This is a genomic window from Amycolatopsis deserti, assembly GCF_014653945.1.
GTDB classification, from domain to species: domain Bacteria; phylum Actinomycetota; class Actinomycetes; order Mycobacteriales; family Pseudonocardiaceae; genus Amycolatopsis_E; species Amycolatopsis_E deserti.
Map to the genome: position 1 here is coordinate 170,013 of NZ_BNAU01000006.1, position 21,103 is coordinate 191,115.

Sequence of the window (21,103 nt, forward strand, 5' to 3'; positions counted from 1 at the left end):
CGGTGCGCGAACTGCGGCCCCCTCACCTGGGGGATTTTTGCTGCCAGCCTCGCGCCAACCGGTGAGCTGCGAGCGATGCGCAATGACGCAGTTCAGCGAGTTCGACGAGGCGTCGTGCACGGTGGCGGGCGCACCAACTGCCGGGGAATCGACCCGCGCGGCGTCGTAGCACGAAGGCGAGCGCGTTGGTCACCCAAAAGATACATTGCGGTACCGAAGGAGTGACATTGCAACTCGATCCGCGGCGTTCTACACACGTGCCGCAGCGCTACTGACTGTGGCCCGTATCACCTGCGGGCCGGTACCCGCGATCGGGTCGACCGCGTAGGGGGCGCAGCGTGGAGGAGGTATCGGCGGCGAGCAACCCGCAGCCGGGCGCCGGCGACGCGGCCTCGACGTGCACCCGGTGGCTGCTTCGGCTGTTCGTACTGGTCGGCCTGCTGGCCGGTGCCTGGATCGTCGCGAGTGCACAGGCGGACGCGGCCGGGGCCACGCATCCGGTGCGCGTCCTCTCGGCCGATCGAGGGGATGACGCGGCTCCCGACGGGAACGTCCCCGATACCGGCCGACCGACCCTCGACGTGCCGGCGCTGACCGGGTCCGCTCGGCACCTGACCCCCGGGCTCGAATCCCTCGTCGCGCGCACGCCCCGCACCTCTCCCCCTGACGAGAGCCTCGAGCCGCCTGTCCACCCGCTGCCGACAGCCGTCACCGTGACGGAAGCCGCGCGGGGTGCCCTCCAGAACGCTGGCGAGGTGACGGCCGCCGCAGTCGATCCCGCCCTCGGCCTGCAGGTCGACGCGCGCGCCACGGCGCGGCCCGCCTCGGCGGTGGTCCGTGGCCTGCTCCGGCCGGTCACCGCGGCACCCGCCCCGGCGAGAGCAGCACCGGCGGACAGGGCGGGCCTGGCCGCTGGAACCACCGCGCGGGCAGGGGCGGTACGGCTCGGTCCGCCGCCCGGCCGCCCCTCGTTGCCGAGCCACCTCCGTGATGCCGGCGGACGTGCGAGCGCGGCCGGCGCCCACGCGATCGGTGGCAGCCCCCCAGCGGCGGACTCTCCGCGCGGCCCGGGACCGGCGCCGCTCCTCGCGGCCAAGGGCACGCCAGTGTCCGCTCAACCGGGAGGTGGGGGCGCCGGGATCGCCGCGGCGCTTTCTCCCGGCCCGCGGGCGGTGTCGCCGTTCGCTCCGCGCGCGTGGTTGACCGGCAGAGGCGCGGCTCACGTGCGCGCTTGGCCGGAACGGCCGCTCTTCTCCCCCGATTGACGCAACGGTTGCCAGGAACCATGGCTGAACATCCTCCGACTGGAAAGGGATGGCCACCGGCATGCGCTGGAACCTGAGGATGACCGCCGCCCGCCGCGACATCTGGACCGCCACCGAGTTGCGCGCTCGGCTGGCGCAGCACGGGCTCACGGTCTCGGTGGGCAAGATGTCGAAGTGGTGGTCGGGGCAACTGGCCAGCATCAAGCTGGCCGAGCTGGATGTGCTGTGCACTGTTCTCGACTGCGGCGTCGAGGAACTCCTCGCGCCTGACCGCAACACGCGTCCGCGCCTCACGGCGGCGCGAGGCGTGCCCGACCCGCATCGCAGGGCGCGGTGAGTTCACGAAGGATGAAAAATACTCGGGCGAAGCCAACTTTTTTGGGAAATTTGGCGGACGCGGCGAACCGCCCGCTGGCCGGGAGCCGAGAAAGGTCGGTCTCACTGCTTTTTCAGGAAGCGTGAAGAAGCGTCACGGAATAGCCGGAAACAGCTGACGAGGCCGAAACAGGTACCCACGACCAACAGCGAATAACCTGATCGAAAGCGGTGAGTCGGGCCACACGCCGCTTCAGATCCGTATTGCTTGACGAGCTGCCCTTCTGTTGCCGCGCCGCCCCCTTGCCGCGTCCGGGGGCGGATGTTAGAAATTGATTTGTCACACCGAATCCCGCAGATTTCTCGCGAGATATCGGTATGGCGGAAGTGCAACCGAAAGAAAGGGAGCATCATGAACGACCTCAACCTGGCGGACCTGACCGGCGAGGTGTTGCCCGAGCGTGCCGTCCTGGGCGTCGTGGCGACTCCGTTCAGCGGGGGCAGCTCCGCGAGCAGCAGCTCTGCAGCTGCCGCCGGTGGCAACACCGTGATCTACGACGGTGGCAATCACGGTGCCGTGAGCACGTCGGCCTGCCAGGCGACGCACGCGGAGGGCACCCCGGGCCTGGTGGGCTCGCTGGGCCTCGGCTCCAACAACCCGAGTGAGAGCCTGACCTGCGTGCCGGCCTCGACCGCCACGTACTGAGCGGTTCTGCTCAGCTTCACCTCGGCCGGGGAGGGGCTGGTCGGCGTCCAGCCCCTCCACCGGCTCCGGTAGCACCCCGGAGAAACCGGCGCACCGGTCGCGAACTCTACCGTCGCGACGGCGGGTGGCCGCTGCTTGGTTCCCGGCGCCCGGCACGGGCGCTGTCCGATTTCGTTCAGGAAGCGAATGCCGTGGCCACTACCGATGCGTCTACTTTGCACAGTTTTCTGCACGCGCTCGAGGGGGACCTGCTGCCAGAACGGGCGGCGTTGTCCCTGATCACCCCGAACGTCCTGTCTCCCGCCGCCGACGGCGGCACCGGCCCGGCCCCGGCGCCCGACCCCCAGGGATACGTGGTCTCCGACGGGCACGGCGGAACGGTCTACTACGCCTGCCAGACCACGCACACGGACGGCACCGGCGGTGTCCTGGGCGCCGTGGGCGTCGGCCGGCCCGCGTCGACGACCACCACCTGCATGCCGGCAGCCGTCACCAGCCACTGATCCAGCAGGGAGTTCCATGTGCTCACCGCAGGTAGCGCCGTCGCCGGTCAGCCGGGACGCCGGACTGGTCGAAGGCACCGAACTCGTCGGGGCGTTCCGGGGTTCGGGATACCGGGAAGCGCCGCTGCTCGTGCAACGCGCCGACGGTCAGCTGGTCCGGCTGCCGGAACTGCTCTACCTGGTCGTGCGACTGCTGTCCGAGCACGGCGGTGGTCCGGCCCGGGGCGGTGACCTGCTCGCGGTGGTGGCCAGGGACGCGGCGGCGGCGAGCGATCTGCCGCTCGCTCGGAGCCACATCGCTTACCTGCTGGACCACAAGCTGGCCCCGCTCGGGCTCACGACCTACACCGACGGCACCGCACCGGAACTGGCCGTCCACACGCCGTTCCTCGCGCTGAAGGCGCGGCTGCAGCTGCTGGGCCCCGCAGCGACGTGGGTGGTCGGCGGCCTGCTCGGGTGGTTGTTCCACCCGCTCGCGATCGCGGTGGTGCTGGCGGCCACCGGATTCGCGCAGTGGTGGGTGTTCGCCAACCAGAACATCACCCAGGCGATGCAGGACACCCTGGTGGACCCCGCCGGGGTACTGGCCGTGCTGGCCATCGCGGTGGCCTCCACCGCGTTCCACGAATGCGGTCACGCGGCCGGCTGCCGGTACTCCGGCGCCGTTCCCGGAGGCATGGGCTTCGGGATCTACCTCGTCTGGCCCGCCTTCTACACCGACATCACCGACTCGTACCGTCTCGGCCGGGCCGGGCGCCTGCGCACCGACCTCGGTGGGGTGTACTTCAACGCACTGTTCGTCGTTGGCCTCGTCGCCCTCTACGCCGGAACGGGGTGGGCACCGCTGCTCATCGCAGTGCTCTCGGTCAACCTCGAGATCGTGCAGCAACTGCTGCCCACACTCCGGTTCGACGGCTACTACATCGTCGCCGACGCCGTCGGCATCCCCGACCTGTTCCGGTACATCCGCCCGATCCTCGCTCACCGCGTGCTCCGCCGTCCGGCCGACGAGCGGTTGACCGAGCTCAAGCGCTGGCCGCAGATCGTGGTGACCGTCTGGGTACTGGTGATCGTGCCCGTGCTGATCGCGGAACTGGCCTATCTCGCCTGGCAGGTGCCCACCATCCTGCGTGCCGACGTCCAGGAGATCGACCGGCTCTTGGCCGCGGCCGCGGACAGCATGCACCCCGTTCTGGACGGGCTGTCCGCCACAGCGCGCATCCTGCTGCTGCTCCTGCCGGTCGCCGGAATCGGAGCGATGCTCTGGCACCTCGCCCGGCTGGTGTGGCGGCGGGCCGCCCCGCTGCGAACTCCGGTGGCGGCGTTGATCGCGGGGTTCCGCCACCCGGCGCCACGGGTTCGCCACGCGGCCGCGGTGAGTCTGGCCGTCCTGGCGGGTCTCACCTTCGTCGGCGCCGCCTGGGCGGTCACGGCCCGCGTCCCGGAGCCCGGCCGCACCGCGGCGGCCGCGCTACCAGCGCCACGCCCCGCGGCGGTCCTCCCCGAGCCGCTGCCCGCACCGCCCCCGCCGGCCACCTCCGCCGCGCCGACGAGCGGAACGGGCGGACGAACGGCCGGCGGCCACGAAGAGTCCGCTGATGACGCGGTGGCCACCGAAGACCGGAAGCCGACATCCACGCGGCCTCGCCCCAGGCCGGCCGCGCCGACCTCCACCAACGGCGTCACACCTCCGCCCCCGGCCACACCCGGCCCGCCGACGGAGGCACCACCGCCAACCTCCCAACCCAGCACTCCGACGTGCACGCTGCTGGGAATCCTGTTCGGCTGCCCGTAGAGCCTGTGGCCGGCCTCAATCCAGCGGCTCAGTCAGGCACTCAGACAACAGGCCCCGCCTCCCTGGTTCGGGAGACGGGGCCTGCTCGCTCGCCGCCGCGAAGCGGAATCGGATCAGGAAAGGCGGGTTCGAGTCAGCGGACGAGGCGTGGGAGAAGATGGCCGAAGCACAGGCCAAGCTGCGGGAGCGTCCGAGCGCTGGCTCAGGAAGTCGGCGTAACCCACGATGCGGCCTACTTGAGCAGGAAGACCGTGCACTCAGTGCACATCATGCTCAGGTCGGCGTTCGCCGACGCCGTGACATGGAAGTACGTGTCCACGAACCCCGTTGCGGCCGTGACGGCTCCGCCGCTGGAGAGCCGCGACGACCTCTACACCGCTGACATCCCAGCGCTCGACCGGGCAGCAGCTCAGGAAATCAGCAACCTGTTCCGCGGCAGCCCGGGCTTCGGAACGGATGCGATGGAGGTCACATTGGAAGCCGCGTGAGCCCCGCTCCGGAGGCGCAAAGCGGGCTGTTTGGCCACGACATTGGCCACAAGTCCGGCGCGCGCCCACTAGAACCACAAAACCCCGGTGGCGCTGTTTTGCCTGATCAGCGCTACCGGGGTGGTGGTGGGCCCAGGAGGACTTGAACCTCCGACCTCTTCGTTATCAGGCCAAGATCAAGACTTTTCTAGCTCACCCGGAATCGCATTCATGCAGGTCAGAAGCGTCCACGCATGTCGGCTGACGTCCGCCCGTGTACGGGACGGTTGTCACTCAGTTTGTCACCCTGCGGCAGCGCTCTGACCAGGAGAAAGAGGCTGAACCATTGGGGGCAGCACCCCCTATGTTCCAGCCTCAGTGACCCTGTGACAGGAAATTAGTGTGGGGACTACTGTCACACCCCCACTGTCACTCCCCTGTCACTCCTGTTTCCGCAGCTCAGGGCCTGTCGAGTGACAGAGTGACAGGTGTGACAGCGATGAGGTACCGGTGTCACACCCTCAGCTACCCCGCTGCTCATCGAGCGCAGCGAGGCACCGGAGCGTCGCCTCCCTGAACTGGTTGATCAACTCGAAGGAGTTCGGGCGATTCAGCCCTCGACTGGAGGCGGGACCAGGCCGGGCGCGAAGTGGTTGCTCAGGTCGTCGAGGAACTCGACGAACAGTCTGGGATCGACCGTGGTCCAGGTGGCCTTCTTGCCGTGCAGGTCTGGAGTGAGGACTAGTTCTCGGCAGGCCGCCCGGGCCCTGGGTTCGCCCCTGGCGAAGTGCCAGCGGTCGCCGTGAGCACACGCGTTGCGGAAATGCCGGGCGAACTCCAGCAAGGGAACGTCGCGGTTGCGGAGGCCACCTTGAATGATCATGTCTCCGAGTTGGATAGCGGCCACGAACATTCCCGACGCCGTCAGGTCGACGATGATCTCGCCCCGCAGGGTCGCCGCAGCGGCCATAATCCGCGAGCTAGAAAAGGACAGCACCGTGTCGGGGTCACGGCTCCCGCGCACCTCCAACGGCAGGTCCTCGCCAGCGGGAGTCCCAGTTACCGCACGCATAACCTGGAGAAGGGGAAGACCCGGGTGCAACATCGCCACTAGAGCCTGCTGCTGCGCCAGGTAGGCGAGTTTGAACTCTTGGGCACGGATCGCGATCTGTTCACCGGTCAAGTCAGCCACTCGAGGTCGTCCTTTCATGGTCAGCGGGTCTGAGCTTCTGGTGGCTTAGACAGCTACCAGGGGGTCCAGTCCAACCAGGTAGCGATGGCGACCCCCAGACCGAGCACAGTCGCGATGCTCACGGCGATGCCGCGGTTTCGCCAGCGTGCGAACCAGCCTTCCTTCTTCGGCTCGTCCTCCTTGGCCATTCCAAAGTTGACGGTGTTCTTTCCGCCCTCGCCGGCCTGCTGTGGGCTGTAGTTGATGACGGATCGGTCGCCGTTGATCACGAACTGGATCGCCTGATCTGCGGCCCCCTTAGCCGGTACCTCCTGCCCCTCGGGGGTTCGAGAGATCAACTCGGAGACCAGCTCGGTGAGCGCCGTGCGGATGCGGGTCAAGGTGCCCTCGATCCCGGATACAGGTACTTCCCAGTACAGCGTCGCGACGCGAGTGTTCGGTGATGTGTTGGCGTGGTTCAGGATCTCAACCATGTGCCCGGCCCACGCCGGGCTCAGCTTCACCGAGTTGTCCTCGGCCCGCGCGATCATCGCTTCGAGGTCCCCCACGCTGGAGTCGAGCGGGATCTGCTCCCAGTCGACCTTCTGCTCGCGGAGGAAGTTCTGGATCTGTTCCGACAGGTCGTTCAAGAAGAGCTGTTGGCTGAAACCGTGGTACCCCGCCGCGTTGGTCACCCGGGCGAAGATCGGAGCCGCCACCTTCCTGTAGTTGGGCGGCTCCTGGCCGGCGTAGCCGTTCAGCTCGCGACGAGCCCACTCGCGAAGCTTCTCCGAGCCCGAGCGCCCGCCAAGGATGATGCACTTCTGCAACAAGGTTGTGAGCGAGGTTCCGTCAATGATCCCCGCCTCGATGTCGGCCAGCAGGCCGTCGCGTCTACCAGACATGTTGAACAGTGTGATGGGCGGCACCGACACAATCCGCACTGCCCTCCTGCAAGGAGCTGACCGGCGTTCGTACGTCTTCCCGCGGTACCGGCCAGTCATGACGGCCGTGGCCGCTAAGATCGCTCAATGGCAGTAGCGATAGACAATCCCGCCGGACGCCTGCATGCCGTCTTCAGGGAGTTCTCCGAGCAACAGGAGAATCTCTCGCTTGACCAGGCGTGGGCGAACACCATCGGCTGCTCTGAAGCTGATCGACGAACGATGAGCGAGCACCTCACGGAGATCGCTGCGCTGTTGCACGAGTGCCGCGCTGCTGCCCAGAGCATTGAGACCGACGTCGAAGAGTCCGACCTGCTCTATCACTTTCCAGAGTGGGGAGGCGCCATCTTCGGTTTTAGCCACCACCGAGCTGGTCAAATTAAGCCAAAGGCGATAATGCCACCCGCAGCGCTGAGTTCACTCGGCACTCTTGCCCGACTTCTTCATCTACATGTTCCGGAGTGGTCGTGGGACCCCACCAAATATTCCCAAGAAGCACTATCGGAAGCTCGATCCACCCTTGAAGGACTTATAGAAGAAATCAACGGGGACGACAGCATTCCCGAAGCAATGCGTGCGCGAATATCTCGCAGAGTCGGCGAGGCGGTAGACTCCATCAAATTCGTTCGGTATCGAGGAGTCGAACGCCTTCGCGAAGACCTCGCAATCGCCAATAATGCATTGCATCTTCAGCCCCAATCTCGCGACATGTGCTCCCCCGGCGTACTGCAACGTATCGACAACTTCGCTCATAGAATGGAAGTCGTAGCCAGCCGGGTATGGGCGATGATCTCTCCACCCGTTGGAGCTATATACATTCTTCACTCAGGAGACGTAATGGGCGGAGCGGCCATAATGGCCTCCAACCCCCGGGTTTCCGGCATGATGCAGCAACTTATTTCGAGTTACAAATCAAGCCACGAGCTTCAAAATTCTCGCGGCGTTGACAACGAAGGCAACCCTAAACAGATTGAATCGTAGTCCGAACTGGGCCCCTGTTACGCATTATGCTCGTCCAGTTGCGCTCGCGGGCACTTCAGTACGCCACGCATCGCTGCGGAACGACTGCCTGTCCCACAGCGTTGATATGCGAGACTATGCCTGCCGTCAACCACGGAGGTTCATCGGCGTGAATGCACGCGACGCTAGGTCGGAAGAACACATCCTCCGCAACAACGCCCGCGGGGAGAACGAACGATGGATCGTGCACGGCGAGCGTCCTGTCTATGAGACGGAGTGGGTCAAAGTCGGCTTGGCCGACATCTCACAGCCGTCAGGCCAGCGTTTTGAGCACCATACTGTGTGGTTCCCGCCAGTTGCCATGGCGATCGTCTTCGACAACGCCAACGATCGCGTCTTGATGGCCTGGCGACACAGGTTCGCACCGGACATCTGGAGCTGGGAGGTCCCTGGCGGCATCATCGACGGCGACGAGTCGCCGGAGGAGACCGTCGTGCGCGAGATCGAGGAAGAGACCGGCTACCGGCCGCGGTCGATCGAGCCGCTGATCACGTTTGAGCCCGCGGTCGGCATGCTGCGCAACCCGAACCACCTTTTCGTCGTTCGAGGCGTGGAGCGGGTCGCGGAACCGACCGAGCAAAACGAAGGCACCTTCCAGTGGGTGCCCTTCCGCGAGGTTCCCGACCTCATCCGAGCAGGTCAGGTCGGGAACTCAGGCGCTCTGATCGGCCTGCTTCACGTCCTCGCGCTAGGCGGCAAGTAGCTCCGCGATCCGGGCTCGCTGCCGGGCTGAGCCTGTTGTGCCGGCCAGCTCGGCGGCTTGTCGGGCCTGCACGCGCGACTCGTCCAGGTCGCCGCGCTTCCGCAGGGCAAGCGCGAGGTCCACACGAAGCCCCGCCTCTGCTCGCCGTGAGGTGAGCGTGGTGAGCCCATCGAGCGCGGCCGTCAGGTCCTCGATCGCCTGGTCTTCGCCGAGCCGCGCCAAGCAGTTGCCCCGCCACCGGGCGAGGTGCGCGCCGTTCAGCATCAGGTACGGCAACTCAGGGTCGTTGTCGCCATCTGGCAGCACGTCGGCCGCCTGATCGAGCCGCCGCATCGCGCCGGATCGGTCCCCCGCCGCGGCCAGGAACTCGGCGTGCGCCGCGGCCAACCACGACCGAAGGCGTGCGGGGACCCGTCCGAGCAGGCCGGGTTCGCTCGCGTACTCGACCAGCTCCACCGCGTCGGCGGCCCGGCCGGCATCGAGCAGCACGTAAGCCTGCTGCGCCGTGACGTGCGCGAGCACGGCTGGGTTCTCCCCCTGCCGTGCTGCGGACTTCGCGATGTCGTGCAGGTCCCACGCTTTCCGGAGATCACCCGCATCGAGCGCTTGCCAACCGGCGAGCGCAGCCGCCTCAGCGAGCGTCACCGCCGCTGTCGGAAGGTGGCCGCTCGGCAGCGCATTTCGCAGCATCTGCTCAAGGTTGCGGACGTGGGCTTCGGTCTGCGGAATGATCGCCGCCCCCAGCAGCCGGTCCTGCAGCCGGTAGAAGTTCGTCTGCTGGTCTAGCAGCGAAATCACCGCTGGGTCGAGCCGGACCACCTCGAATGCGCTCGGGAGGTCGAGCGCAGGTGGCGGTGTGGTCTCGACCAACCCGAGCGCTGCCGGTGGAAGCTCGAATACCTCGCACAGTTCGTCCCGCCAGTCCGTCGGGATCACCGCGCCGGTCTCCCAGGACGTGTACATCCGCTTCAAGCTGGCTTCCTTCGGGGGCATCTTGCCCCGGCGACGGCGAGCCTGCGTGAGCTTGGCCCGGACCTCGCCTTGCGTCATCCCGGCGGCAAGGCGAGCACGGCGAAGCTTGCTCTCGGTTGCCCCGCTGTCCCCCACGGTCACCTCCCTTGCGGGCATTGTGCCTGGTCAGCCCCTGGTGAGTCGAGCGAATCACCAACGACTCACCAGGGACTCATCTCCCCAAGAAGCCGGAACCAGACGAATCTTGAGGCATGGCAACGGAAACCGCCGAGCCACAGAACCTGGGAGGTAGCGATGGGCAAGAAGGGCAACATGATTCCGGTCCCGACTGGTGGGAGCGGGCTGCTGCCGAAGGTGCTGGGCGCCCTGATCGCGCTCGCGCTACTGGTCTTCGTTGTGAAGCACCCGACCGATGCGGCGAACTGGGCCAAGGCACTCGCCGCGGGCATCGGCAGCATCATCGACGGGATTGCCGCCTTCACCCGGCAGCTCGCCGCATAGCCGAGCCTGTTGACTCGTCACGAGCCGAGACGCCCCAGGGCAGCAGACAACCGAAGCTCCAGGTCTTCGAACTGGTGCCTGATCGTGCGGACTTCGTCGCGAAGTTCCAGCAGCTCAGTCCGAGCGTCAGCAAGCCGGGACTCTGGCGTCTTCCCGGCATCCTCGGGAGCGAGCACAACCGCGGCACTCTTCTCCCTCAGGGCGACAAGACCTTCCGCAGCGAGCAGCCGAAGTGCCTGATTCGCCGTGGTGCGAGAACCGCCGTGCTGCGCGACCAGCTCGCGAGTGCTGGGCAACCGCTCCCCCGGCTTGAGATCACCCGCAAGGATGCGCTCACGTAGCTGACCGGCGATGTCTTCCCTGGTCACGACCATCGAATCCCCTTCCGCAGCGCACCCAGTCTAGCGCTGTCCTAGGCCAGACCCTTGACAAGCACATCTGTCCTACTTACTGTCTCACTCAGGCCAACTGGCCTAGGACAGAAGTCCTCGAAGTTCAACGAACAGGAGAGCAATGAAGTTCGCACGGATCACCAGCCCCGCGGCCGTCGACGCGCTGTTTCCGCTGGTCGATGAGGACATTGCCGCTGTGGCGCGGGATGAGGCGATGGCGGCTGAGGTCGCCGAGATCGAAGCGCTGATCGAGGAGGCGGAGCGCGAATGGGCCGCCGCGGAGCGGGTCGAGGCGTTCCGGGTGTCGCGAGAGCTGACCGACGTGGTGAGCGCGCGCCGGGCGACGCGTCGGGCGACCCGTGAGGCCCTGCGGTCCCGCGTCCGGATCAACGGCGTGGCGGCGGCCTGATGAGCGTGGCACCCGTTTCGGCTGACCCCGGCACGGCGGCTCACTCCGCCAAGAACGCGCACGCCGCGCCGGGACTCCCCAACCACTCGCGTAACGACTCGAAGGGAAGGACCCCGATGGTAGGCAAGGCCCGCGCCCGGATCAGCACCGCGGCCGCCCGGCTGGCTCTAGCGATCGACGATGAGCTGGTCACCTACACCCCGCAGGCGCTCAACGAACTGATCTCGACGGTGGTGGCCCGGGAGGTCGCCGGACGGCTGCGCGAGCGGGCCGCCTGGCACCGGGAGCAGGCCGCCAAGCAGGCCGAGATCACTCGCCAGGTTCCGCTGGGCGCCTCGCAGCCTTCGTTCCTGCGCAGCCGGGATCACCACCGCGAGGCCGACGCCCTCGAGGCGCTGGCGCTGCGCGAGCTGGACGGGATCGGGCGGGGTGAGTCCTGATGTCGATGTTCGAGGTTCTGCGCCGGTTCGGGACGTTCGCGCTGCTGGTGTTCACCGGGTCGGTGCTGCTGTTCCTGGTGCTGCACCTGGTCCGGATTCCGCTGGTGCTGATCGCGAAGGTGCTGGAGATCAGCATGCGCCGCTTGGACGCGTTCGTGACGCGGCACGCGAGCAAGCCGCCGACCGGCCCGGTCAACCAGTTCTTCCACCCCACCCCCGTCTCGCGAGAGGAGGCCATCAATGTCCACGCCTGAGCACAAGCCCAATGCCGGCCACAGCGGACAGACGACCGATGTCGAGGCGCGCCGCGCGGCTGACCTGGCGATCTACAACAACGCCACCAACCCGACCCGCACTACCCGGGCGGTGTCCTGGATCGGTTGGCATGCCATCGAGTTCGCCGGTGTCGCCGTGCCGCTGGGGCTCGCCCTGACTGTGTGGGACGGCTTCTACGCCGTGTCCGGCCTGGCCGCGCTCGGCTGGGCGGCTAACGAACTGCGTCTGCGCCGCCAGCAGATCAGCGGGTCCGATGAGGACGGTGAGGCGTGATGAGCTGGGCCGAAGAGCGCCGCGCCAACAAGCTCGTCGACGCGCAGATTCAGCGCGAGCAGGCTGCCGCGGCGGCGCAGGTGCGGATCGCCGAGCGGGCCGCGCTCGCGCAGCAGCGCCGGGAGGACCAGGCCGCTGCCGCTGAGCAGGCGCGGATCGAGCGGGAGCAGCGGGCGGCTCGCCGGAAGGCCGCGTGGCGGGCGCTGGGTTCCTGGTGTGGGGCGAACGTGGTGGAGCTGCTGATCTACCCGATCGCGCTGCTGTCCTTCGTGCTGGCCGCCCCGGCGATGGCCGCCTACGGCCACGACGTCTACCGGTCCGGGCTGGGGGTGCTGCTGCCCGGCATCACCGAGCTGGGTATGTGGGCCTTCGCGGTGGCGGTGCTGGTCGCCCGCCGTCGGCACCCGGGCCGCCCGGTGGGCTGGTTGCAGGTGGGGGTTTGGACCTTCGCCGGGTTCGCCTTCGCCTCGAACCTGCTGCACGGCCTGACCACGGCGTGGGAGTCCGGGGTGGTGATGGGCTTGGTGTCGGTCTCCGGGGTGGTGGCGCACCAGCTCACCCTGGCTGCGCCGCCGCGGTCGCGGGCGGAGCGGCAGACCGCGCGGATCGAGCGGGCCGCGGCGCGCAAGATCGGCCGTGTTCGCAAGGCTGCGGTCCGGCAGGCCGTTGCCGAGATCGACGCGGACGGGTCCGCCCGGCTGGTGTACGCCCCCGGCCGCTACGTCATCACTCGCTGGCGCCGGTTGGAGACCGCGGTCGTGCCCGGCCTGCCGGTCACGGAGTCGGCCGACTGGGACCGCGAGCTGGCCGACCTGCTCGCCACCACGGCGGCCGGTGCACGGCCCGTGGGCGAGCCGGACCCGACGCCGCGGGACTCGATCGAGGGCGGGACGGTCGCGACCCTCGACCACGGCCCTGACCTGCGTGAGTCGAGGCCGAATCGACCGGTGATCGACCGCAAGCCCGGTCGCTCGCTCGACCAGCTCCGCGCCGAGCTGGGCGCCGCGATCGAGGCCGGGCAGGTGGACCCGACGTCGGCGGAGTCGATCCGCAAGACCTTGAAGATCGGCGCGGCGCGCGCCCGCCAGCTCCGTGACGACTACAAGCGAGGTGAGGCCCGATGACCACCAACCACGAGCAGGACGCCGAGCTGGCCCGCGTGCACTACCTGCCGACTCACCGCCCCGACTCCGACCCCGTGGAGTCCGGCACGGAGGTGCTGGAGGGCGAGATCATCACCGATGCCGACTACCGCGCGCTCCAGCGCGAGAAGGCCAAGCAGCGCTACGCCCTCTACCGGCAGGACGCGTTGACCGTCTACCGCGGGGTGAAGACGGCCGCCACGCACCAGGTCACCAAGTCGGCCGGCAAAGCCGTCCTGGCCGCCGGGGTGACCACGGTGCAGGGCGTGGAGTCGTGGGCCAAGCGCGCCTGGGACGCCTCCACCATGGGTGTCTACCGGCGGCAGATCAAGGCCGCGGAGGCGATGGGCGACCGTGAGGCCCTGGCGGAGTGGACCGAGCGCAAGGAGGCCGCCGCCGAGCGCCGTCACCAGCGGCTCAAGGACCTGCCCGGCGTGGCGTTCGGGGTGGCGAAGGTGCTGCTCGGCAGCCTGGCCGGGTGTGTGGCGCTGACGCTGCTGGTCGGCATCTTCGTGCAGCTGTCGGGGTCGGGCGCGTTCATCGACGTCATCACCGGGGTCCTGTCCGCGATCCGGTGGATCTTCACCGCGATCGCCGTGGCGTGGACGCCGTTTTTGATGGCGCTGCCGGTGTTCGTGCTGCTCGCGGCTTACCGGGAGGGCCGCAAGCGCGGGCAGTCCCCGGCCTGGCTCGCCACCGCTCGCGAGGCCGACCTGGACGCCGCGATCGACGAAACCACCATCGCCCGGGCGCTGGAGGCGCTGCGGATTCCGCAGATCACCGCCTACCTCAAGCAGGGCCTGCCGCTCCAGTACCTCACCACCGCCCGGGCGGACGGGCGCGGCACGCACGCCGTGATCCGGCTCCCGGCCGGGGTCACCGCGGAGAAGATCGCCCGCCGCCGCGCCGACCTGGCGACCGGGCTGCACCGGCTGGCGAAGGAGGTCTGGCCCACCACCGGCAGCGAGGCCGGGATTCTGGACCTGTGGGTGGCGGACAAGGGCGCCCTGGCGGAGGGTGCGGGACCGTATCCGCTGCTCAGCGACGGTCTGGTGGACGTGTTCAAGGGGGTGCCGTTCGGCAAGACCCTGCGCGGCACGCCGATCAGCGCCCCGCTGATGGAGCGCAACACCATCACCGGCGGCATGCCCGGCCAGGGCAAGTCCTCCGCGGCCCGGGTCATCATGGCCGGTGCCGCCCTCGATCCCACGGCTGAGCTGCGGATCTACGTGCCGGACGCGAACTTCGACTTCGAGGCGTTCAAGCCGCGCTGCTCCCGCTACGTGATGGGCGCCGAGGACGAGAAGATCGAGCAGATCCTGGCTGACCTGCGGCAACTGCACGCCGAAGTGCAGGCCCGCGGTGAACTGCTGATCAAGTTCGAGGTCCCCGCGGTCACCCGGGAGCTGGCGTCCAAGAACGTCGGGTTGCACCCGCTGTTCTGCCTGCTCGAAGAGGCCCACGTCGCCATCCAGCACCCCAAGCACGGCAAGGAGATCTCCAAGCTGCTGGTGGACATCGTGCGGCTGGGCCGCAAGCGCGGCATCCACATGCTGGTCTCCACCCAGGCCCCGACCAAGGACTCCATGCCCCGCGACGTGACCCGCAACTGCTCCAACGGCATCGCCTTCGCCGTCGGTGACCACGTCGCCAACGACGCGCTGCTGGGGCAGGGCGCCTACGCGGCCGGCCACCGCGCCACCGAGCTCATCCCCGGCACGGACAAGGGGACCGCCGTGGTGAAGGGCTTCACCGGCGAGCGCAGCGACATCGTGCAGGTCTACTTCCTGGACGTGTCCCGCGACAACGACCAGGTGACCCCGATCATCGAGCGCGCGATGGCCGCGATCGAGCAGGACGGCCGCGGCCTGCCCGGTGGCGACCGGCCCGCCCCGCAGATCGAGGCGCCGGTGTCCCGCGACCTGCTCGAAGACCTCGACGAAGTCCTGGGGGACGACCCGATCCCGGCCGCGAAGGTGGCGCCGCTGCTGTCCGCGCTGGCCCCGGACTGGCCGCCCTACCAGGGCCTCACCGGCACCCGGCTGTGCGCCGAGCTGGCCAAGGTCGGGGTCAAGGTGCCCAGCTCGAAGAACCGCTACCCCATCGATCCGGTCACTATCCGTGAAGCTCTCGCCGCCGCAGCCATCGAAGACCTGGACGAGAACGAGTAACCGACCACCCGGGTTAGACCCGGCCGCACCCCTGCCGAAGCCCACGAAATCCGGCCCGAAACCCGGGTCTGGGAGCTGACCTAACCCGCCTAACCCGCCTAACTTCCCGCAGCTCACCGCTGGTCCAGGCCATCTAACCCGCCGGGTTAGAAACCTAACCCGCTCTCGATGACCTAACCCCGCAACCTAACCCGCCCGACGACACCAACCGGAGGTGATCGCCGTGACCTCTCACGCCCTCATGTCATCACTCACAGTGACTTTCGGAGGACCGTTGACCACCCGCCTCGCTCGCCTGATCGCCCGGTTCGTCGCCACCTGCTCCGACTGCGGCGCCCGCATCCCCGCCGACCAGGTCATGTGCTCGATCTGCGCCAACAAGTAGACCCACCGTCGCGAAAGGACACACCACCGATGGCAAGCAACAAGCCGCTCGTGCACCGCGGAACCAAGTCCTGGTGGACCGGCGACGTGAAGACCCTCTGCGGACTCACCATCCCCGGCCGGGACGCGAAGTCGCCGTGGTTCACCAGCCCCGCCTGCCCGGAGTGCGAGGCCAAGCACAAGGCCCGCAAGGGCAAGTAACACGCCGAACCCTGCCGGGCCGCCCGTCCGACACGCCTCCGGGCGGCCCGGCAGCACCAAGCCACCTCATCCCGAAAGGGCTCTCGATGACCACCCGCACCGCTGACGCTCTGCTCGCCGCCGCCCTGGACGCCGCGTCCCGCGGCTGGCACGTCTTCCCGCTCGCTCCCGGCCGCAAGTACCCCGCCCTGCATGGCGCCACCGACTGCCCAGGCACCGGCGCCTGCGCCGGAGGGCACCTCGGTTGGGAGCAGCGCGCCACCACCGACCCCGACCGCATCCGCGCCGCCTGGTCCCGCGCCCCGTACAACATCGGCGTCGCGACCGGCCCGTCTGGGCTGTGCGTGATCGACCTCGACACGCTCAAGCCCGGCGAGACCGAAGCCGACATCCCAGAACCGTGGCGCTCCAACGGTGACCGCTCCGGTGAGGACGCGCTCGCCAATCTCGCGGTGCGCGCCGGGGAGGAGCTGCCCGGCGACACCCTGACCGTCCGCACCCCCTCGGAGGGCCTACACCTGTACTACGCCGCGCCGGACGGGGTCGAGCTGCGCAACACCGAAGGGGACCGCGGCCGCGGGCTGGGCTGGAAGATCGACACCCGCGCCTGGGGCGGCTACGTCGTCGGCCCCGGCTCGCTCATCACCGGCCGCGCCTACGAGTTCATCTACAACGGGCACGTGGCTCCGCTCCCGGAGTGGCTGGCGGACCGGCTCACCCCCGCGCCGCTGCCGGCCGCGCCCGTGACACCGATCCGGCCGAAGGCGTCGCGACCGCGCTACCTGGAGGCCGCGATCCGCGCCGAGTGCGCCAAGGTCCACCAGGCCCCGAAGAACCAGCGCAACGCCACGCTCTTCGCCGCCGCGGTCGCGCTCGGACAACTGGTCGCCGGTGGCGCGCTGTCCGCGGAGGAACACGAAACCGCGCTGCTCACGGCAGCCGGGCGGCACGTTGCCGAAGGCGCCTACACCGAGCGGCAGGCCCGCAAGACCATCGCGTCCGGCCTGAGGACCGGCCACAACCGGCCGCGCCGCATCGCCTGACCCTCACCCCTGCACCACTGGAGGTCCGTCACTCATGGCTGCACCCCGCCCGCTGTCCTCCGTGCCCGACCAGCCCGCACGCAAGACCCGGTGGACCGACGCCGAACTCATGGCCGTCGACTTCCCGGAGCCGCGGTGGGCCGTGCCCGGCCTGCTCTGCGAAGGGCTCAACCTGCTCGCCGGGGCGCCGAAGCTCGGCAAGTCCTGGCTGTCCCTCGGGCTCGGCGCGGACATCGCCAACGGCGATCCGGTCCTGGGCGGCATCGAGGTCGAGCGCGGGCCGGTGCTCTACTGCGCCCTGGAGGACACCGGACGGCGGTTGCAGCGCCGCCGCCGTCAGATGCTCGCCGCGGGTGGCCGGGCCGCGCCGCTGCTCACCCTGGAGACCGCGTGCCCGACGATGGCTCACGGCGGTGAGGCGCTGCTGTGCGAGTGGCTGGACGCGAACCCGCACGCCCGCCTGGTCATCATCGACACCTTCGCCAAGATGCGCGGCGCGGACCCGGCCGGCATGTCCGCCTACGCCGCGGACTACGCCGCCGCCGTCCGGTTCAAGACCCTCGCCGACCACTACGGCGTGCCGTTCCTGCTCATCCACCACGTCCGCAAGCAGAGCGCGGAGGACTTCCAGGACACCGTGTCCGGCACCAACGGCCTGACCGGAGCCGTGGACGCCACGCTGGTGCTCAAGCGCGCCCGCGGCCAGGCGGACGGGGTGCTGCACGTGACCGGCCGCGACGTCGAAGAGGCCGAGTACGCCATGAGCTTCGACGCCACGTCCGGCGCCTGGACCAAGCTGGACGGCCCGGCCGCGGACTACCAGATGCACGACACCCGCGCCCAGATCAAGCGGTTCGTCCGCGACTACCCCGGCCAGAAGCCCGCAGCGATCGCCGACGCGTTGCAGCTCAACCCGAACACCGTCCGTCAGACCTGCACCCGCATGGCCAAGGACGGGCAGCTCCGCGCCGCCCCGGGCGGCACGTACTACCCCGCCGAACCCGCGAGTGACAGTGACAGCACCCCGGAGCTGTCACACCTGTCACTCCGTCACTCAACCGCCCCTGACCAGCAAGAACAGGAGTGACACCACCAGTGACACCCGCCGCCGCTGTCACTCAGCCCGGCAGTGACAGCCACAGGACCACCCCAACCTGTCACAGCTGTCACTCTGTCACTCAACCACGTCTGACCTGCGAGAACAGGAGTGACAGCAGGTGTGACACCCCGACCGGCTGTCACACCACCCCGGCCCTGACCACCCGCGCGAAGGAGGAATGCGATGGACACGCCACCGGTGCCTGAGCGGCAGCTCTACCGCATCACCGAGGCCATGCGCCTGCTCTCGATGAGCCGATCCGTCATCTACGAGCAGATTCGCGCGGGACGCCTCCGCTCGGTCAAACAGGGTCGGGCCCGGCTCATCCCCGCCCAGGCCATCAGCGACTACGTCCAACTCCTCATCAACGAATCGGAGGGCATGAATGACCAAGCGGCGTAGCCGCGGTGACGGCAGCATCTACTGGGAGGAGTCGCGCCAGCGCTACGTAGCGGAAGTCACCGTCGGGTACACCCCGGCCGGCAAGCGCCGGACGCGGAAACGGTTCGCGAAGACCAAGACCGACGCCAAGGAACTGCTCAAGGAGTTGCAGCGCGAACTTGAGGACGGCGTCACCGAGGATCGGAAGTACACCGTCGCCCACGCCGTTCGCGACTTCCTCGAGTACGGCCTGCCGCGGCGCAGCAAGAGCACGGTCGACAAGCTGACGACCTTGGCGGAAACACACATCATCCCCCGCCTGGGTGCCCGGAAGCTCCGCGAGCTGACGGCCGACGACGTGGATCGATGGTTGAGCGAACGAGCACAGGTGCTGTCTACCCGCTCGCTCCGGGAGGTCCTGTCGCTGCTCAGGCGCAGCATCGAGCGGGCGCAGAAACGAGAGAAGGTGCGGCGCAACGTCGTGCTTCTCTGCGAGGTTCCTGAGGGCCGTGCTGGGCGCCCCTCGAAGTCCTTGACCTTCGAGCAGGCAGAAGCGGTGCTGCGGGCCGCTGAGGGCACTCCAATGCGCGCCTACGTCGTGGTGTCCTTGCTCACCGGCGCACGGACGGAGGAGATGCGGGCGCTCACCTGGTCCCACGTCGATCTCGTCGGGCGGCCGGATGCAAGTCCGCCGATTCCGCCGCACATGATGGTGTGGCGCTCGGTCCGCGAGCATGGCGACACCAAGACACGGAAGTCGCGCCGCTCGCTCGCCCTGCCGAAGCGCTGCGTGGAGGCCCTGCGGGCGCATCAGGTCAAGCAGGACTACATGCGGACGCTGGCGCGCGAGCGGTGGCAGGAGACCGGCCTGGTGTTCTCCTCAGCCGTGGGGACCGAGCTGGACGCGGCCAACGTCCGCCGGGCGTTCCGGAAGGTGGTCGAGAAAGCGGGACTGGAGGCCAAGGACTGGACACCCCGTGAGCTACGGCACAGCTTCGTCTCGCTGCTCTCGGACAGCGGCGTACCGATCGAGCAGATCTCGCGCCTGATGGGCCACAACGGGACGGCCGTCACCGAGCTGGTCTACCGGCACCAGCTCCGGCCAGTGATCGAGCACGGCGCCGAAGCAATGGATCGGATCTTCCTCGCCCACGGCTGACAGAGGCACCTTTGATCGGGCGGCCCGGTTGCACGAGAGGCCCGGGCCGCTCATTTATGTCGACGTGGCGTAGATCACTGAGGAAAATACGCTCGTGCCCAGTCCATCCCCGGCAACTATCCGGTCCCTAAAGCGTCTGCAGGCTTTGGTTAGGAAGCCCTCGACGGGTGAGCCCTCTGTGCTGAGGAAGCGTCTTCCCGCAGGCATCGACGCCGACAACAAGATGCTCGCCTACACGCAGCGCGAGGTAGAGGCGGTGAAAGCCACCTCCTCCCAGGTCTCCTCAGACCTGTGCTTTGAACATCTCACCAACCCCGAGAGCGTGGTGTGGGACTTCGCGGCAGAATGCTGGGCTGACCGGCACACTGATCACGTCAAGAGGTTCGTCAATGCTCACGCGATCGAACCGAGAACGAGCGTCTGCCGCGTCTCAATCGATCACTTGTCAGTCGAGGAACCCCTCGACTTCATGGGCATCCGACTTGCACCCCTAGACGTCGATCTGGCCTCCGAGGACGAGTGGCCCACAGCCGGGGATGCAGCCTGCTGTCAGGCAGAGGTGACAGTACGAGGTACCAACCACCGACGGATGGCTGAGCGAGCCCGTAGGCAGGTTGCACGGGTGTTGCGAGCTATTCGAGTAGTGATCGAGGATGAGCGGAGCGCAACGGCCCTGCAGCTGCGGTTCCAGCTCGGCCGCCTCGCTGTCCCCGAAGAGGGGGTCAGGGTCTGGACACCGCCATCCGGCGATGCCGGCACTCTGACGCTTCGGGGGGAGGACCTGGATGTCCTGCAGAATCACCCAGTCGCCCAGCTCAGCCGAGAGCCGTCGGATGACATCGAGCGGAAGGCGGACGTCGCTCTGCGCTGGATCGAGCGATCGACGCTCGCGACAGAGCCGTTGGTGTCGCTGCTCTACCTGTTCTTCGCCCTCGAAGCCCTGCTCGGAGACAGATCTGAGGGGCTGAAGGGTCCCCACCTAGCGTTTCGTCGGGCAATGCTCGGCCACATGGTCACCGAGCAGTTCGAGTTCCCGACAAGAACCCTTTGGCTGTACAGCGACGTGCGAAGCCACGCGGTGCACGGCGCCAGCATGCCAGAGGTCGACCAGACCACGCTGCGCGGCTTTGCATTCGACGTCCGCCTTGCGCTGCGGGAGTACCTCACGCTCGCGCGGACGCTTGGCGTCACCAAGCGGAGCAAGCTACTGGCCGCGATCGACAACCATCCCGACCGCGCCGAACTCATTGATCTGCTTGAGCGCTTCGGTGGGGATCGGTGGAGTGACTACCTCGCGAAGGAAGGTCCTCCGACCGACACGACCGCGCCTGGCTGAGGTCGGCGCTTAGTCACCCACTTAGTCACTCAGGC

The 21,103-nt window shown here is 68.2% G+C and carries 25 protein-coding genes; 21 read left to right on the forward strand and 4 right to left on the reverse strand.

Translation table 11 applies throughout. The features are described 5' to 3' along the window. Positions 1 to 338 precede the first annotated feature (338 nt). From IE290_RS24715 to IE290_RS24740, 6 genes are all read left to right on the forward strand, one after another. Complete coding sequence (locus IE290_RS24715; RefSeq protein ID WP_191247071.1) at positions 339 to 1,265, forward strand: hypothetical protein; 927 nt, start codon at positions 339 to 341, stop codon at positions 1,263 to 1,265. Between the two features lie 61 nt (positions 1,266 to 1,326). Then, positions 1,327 to 1,602, forward strand: a complete 276-nt coding sequence (locus IE290_RS24720; RefSeq protein ID WP_191247072.1) for a helix-turn-helix domain-containing protein — start codon at positions 1,327 to 1,329, stop codon at positions 1,600 to 1,602. A gap of 390 nt (positions 1,603 to 1,992) precedes the next feature. Next, entirely contained in the window at positions 1,993 to 2,286 is a 294-nt protein-coding gene (locus tag IE290_RS24725; RefSeq protein WP_191247073.1) for a hypothetical protein, read from the forward strand. Positions 2,287 to 2,477: 191 nt separating this feature from the next. Continuing rightward, positions 2,478 to 2,789: a hypothetical protein gene (locus IE290_RS24730; RefSeq protein ID WP_191247074.1), complete on the forward strand. Its 312-nt coding sequence runs from the start codon at positions 2,478 to 2,480 to the stop codon at positions 2,787 to 2,789. 16 nt (positions 2,790 to 2,805) lie between these two features. After that, entirely contained in the window at positions 2,806 to 4,584 is a 1,779-nt protein-coding gene (locus IE290_RS24735) for a hypothetical protein (protein ID WP_191247075.1), read from the forward strand. Positions 4,585 to 4,844: 260 nt separating this feature from the next. Then, complete coding sequence (locus IE290_RS24740; RefSeq protein ID WP_191247076.1) at positions 4,845 to 5,072, forward strand: hypothetical protein; 228 nt, start codon at positions 4,845 to 4,847, stop codon at positions 5,070 to 5,072. A gap of 589 nt (positions 5,073 to 5,661) precedes the next feature. Here IE290_RS24740 and IE290_RS24745 read toward each other — a convergent pair. Together IE290_RS24745 and IE290_RS24750 are read right to left on the reverse strand one after the other, a co-directional pair. Next, positions 5,662 to 6,243 (reverse strand): hypothetical protein, encoded by a 582-nt coding sequence (locus IE290_RS24745; protein ID WP_191247077.1) that lies wholly within the window; start codon positions 6,241 to 6,243, stop codon positions 5,662 to 5,664. A gap of 53 nt (positions 6,244 to 6,296) precedes the next feature. Further along, positions 6,297 to 7,166, reverse strand: coding sequence for an AbiTii domain-containing protein (locus tag IE290_RS24750; RefSeq protein WP_191247078.1), 870 nt, complete (start codon positions 7,164 to 7,166; stop codon positions 6,297 to 6,299). Positions 7,167 to 7,253: 87 nt separating this feature from the next. Between IE290_RS24750 and IE290_RS24755 the strand changes: the two genes are divergently transcribed. Together IE290_RS24755 and IE290_RS24760 are read left to right on the forward strand one after the other, a co-directional pair. After that, the gene (locus tag IE290_RS24755; protein ID WP_191247079.1) at positions 7,254 to 8,147 is read left to right on the forward strand and encodes a hypothetical protein; all 894 of its coding nucleotides are present in this window, start codon (positions 7,254 to 7,256) and stop codon (positions 8,145 to 8,147) included. A 148-nt stretch (positions 8,148 to 8,295) separates the two neighbouring features. Beyond that, entirely contained in the window at positions 8,296 to 8,889 is a 594-nt protein-coding gene (locus IE290_RS24760) for an NUDIX hydrolase (RefSeq protein WP_229874692.1), read from the forward strand. Here the strand turns inward: IE290_RS24760 and IE290_RS24765 are convergent. Beyond that, complete coding sequence (locus IE290_RS24765; protein WP_229874693.1) at positions 8,875 to 10,002, reverse strand: NsdA family TPR-like regulatory protein; 1,128 nt, start codon at positions 10,000 to 10,002, stop codon at positions 8,875 to 8,877. The genes IE290_RS24760 and IE290_RS24765 overlap by 15 nt on opposite strands. A gap of 153 nt (positions 10,003 to 10,155) precedes the next feature. Here IE290_RS24765 and IE290_RS24770 point away from each other — a divergent pair, with 153 nt between their 5' ends. Next, positions 10,156 to 10,362, forward strand: a complete 207-nt coding sequence (locus tag IE290_RS24770) for a hypothetical protein (RefSeq protein WP_017985974.1) — start codon at positions 10,156 to 10,158, stop codon at positions 10,360 to 10,362. 17 nt (positions 10,363 to 10,379) lie between these two features. On the opposite strand, the gene IE290_RS24775 is transcribed toward IE290_RS24770, so the two are convergent. Then, positions 10,380 to 10,730, reverse strand: a complete 351-nt coding sequence (locus tag IE290_RS24775) for a winged helix-turn-helix domain-containing protein (protein ID WP_191247081.1) — start codon at positions 10,728 to 10,730, stop codon at positions 10,380 to 10,382. A gap of 145 nt (positions 10,731 to 10,875) precedes the next feature. Here IE290_RS24775 and IE290_RS24780 point away from each other — a divergent pair, with 145 nt between their 5' ends. The 12 genes from IE290_RS24780 to IE290_RS24835 all read left to right on the forward strand — a co-directional run bounded on the left by IE290_RS24780 (position 10,876) and on the right by IE290_RS24835 (position 21,068). Beyond that, the gene (locus tag IE290_RS24780; protein WP_191247082.1) at positions 10,876 to 11,163 is read left to right on the forward strand and encodes a hypothetical protein; all 288 of its coding nucleotides are present in this window, start codon (positions 10,876 to 10,878) and stop codon (positions 11,161 to 11,163) included. Between the two features lie 116 nt (positions 11,164 to 11,279). Beyond that, positions 11,280 to 11,603, forward strand: coding sequence for a hypothetical protein (locus IE290_RS24785; RefSeq protein ID WP_191247083.1), 324 nt, complete (start codon positions 11,280 to 11,282; stop codon positions 11,601 to 11,603). After that, positions 11,603 to 11,857, forward strand: coding sequence for a hypothetical protein (locus IE290_RS24790; RefSeq protein WP_191247084.1), 255 nt, complete (start codon positions 11,603 to 11,605; stop codon positions 11,855 to 11,857). The genes IE290_RS24785 and IE290_RS24790 overlap by 1 nt, the downstream gene beginning before the upstream one ends. After that, on the forward strand, positions 11,844 to 12,152 hold the full coding sequence (locus IE290_RS24795; RefSeq protein ID WP_191247085.1) for a hypothetical protein: 309 nt from the start codon (positions 11,844 to 11,846) through the stop codon (positions 12,150 to 12,152). The genes IE290_RS24790 and IE290_RS24795 overlap by 14 nt, the downstream gene beginning before the upstream one ends. Further along, a complete protein-coding gene (locus tag IE290_RS24800) occupies positions 12,152 to 13,276 on the forward strand; it encodes a hypothetical protein (protein WP_191247086.1) in 1,125 nt (374 codons plus the stop codon). The genes IE290_RS24795 and IE290_RS24800 overlap by 1 nt, the downstream gene beginning before the upstream one ends. Next, positions 13,273 to 15,465, forward strand: a complete 2,193-nt coding sequence (locus tag IE290_RS24805) for an FtsK/SpoIIIE domain-containing protein (protein ID WP_191247087.1) — start codon at positions 13,273 to 13,275, stop codon at positions 15,463 to 15,465. Before IE290_RS24800 ends, IE290_RS24805 begins: the two co-directional genes overlap by 4 nt. A gap of 414 nt (positions 15,466 to 15,879) precedes the next feature. Then, the gene (locus IE290_RS24810) at positions 15,880 to 16,050 is read left to right on the forward strand and encodes a hypothetical protein (protein WP_191247088.1); all 171 of its coding nucleotides are present in this window, start codon (positions 15,880 to 15,882) and stop codon (positions 16,048 to 16,050) included. 86 nt (positions 16,051 to 16,136) lie between these two features. Then, positions 16,137 to 17,093, forward strand: coding sequence for a bifunctional DNA primase/polymerase (locus IE290_RS24815; RefSeq protein ID WP_191247089.1), 957 nt, complete (start codon positions 16,137 to 16,139; stop codon positions 17,091 to 17,093). A 34-nt stretch (positions 17,094 to 17,127) separates the two neighbouring features. Further along, on the forward strand, positions 17,128 to 18,180 hold the full coding sequence (locus IE290_RS24820) for an AAA family ATPase (RefSeq protein ID WP_191247090.1): 1,053 nt from the start codon (positions 17,128 to 17,130) through the stop codon (positions 18,178 to 18,180). Positions 18,181 to 18,375: 195 nt separating this feature from the next. Then, complete coding sequence (locus IE290_RS24825; protein ID WP_191247091.1) at positions 18,376 to 18,594, forward strand: helix-turn-helix domain-containing protein; 219 nt, start codon at positions 18,376 to 18,378, stop codon at positions 18,592 to 18,594. Beyond that, positions 18,578 to 19,732, forward strand: a complete 1,155-nt coding sequence (locus tag IE290_RS24830; protein ID WP_191247092.1) for a site-specific integrase — start codon at positions 18,578 to 18,580, stop codon at positions 19,730 to 19,732. Before IE290_RS24825 ends, IE290_RS24830 begins: the two co-directional genes overlap by 17 nt. 178 nt (positions 19,733 to 19,910) lie before the next feature. Next, positions 19,911 to 21,068 (forward strand): hypothetical protein, encoded by a 1,158-nt coding sequence (locus IE290_RS24835; protein ID WP_191247093.1) that lies wholly within the window; start codon positions 19,911 to 19,913, stop codon positions 21,066 to 21,068. The last annotated feature ends 35 nt before the right edge of the window (positions 21,069 to 21,103 follow it).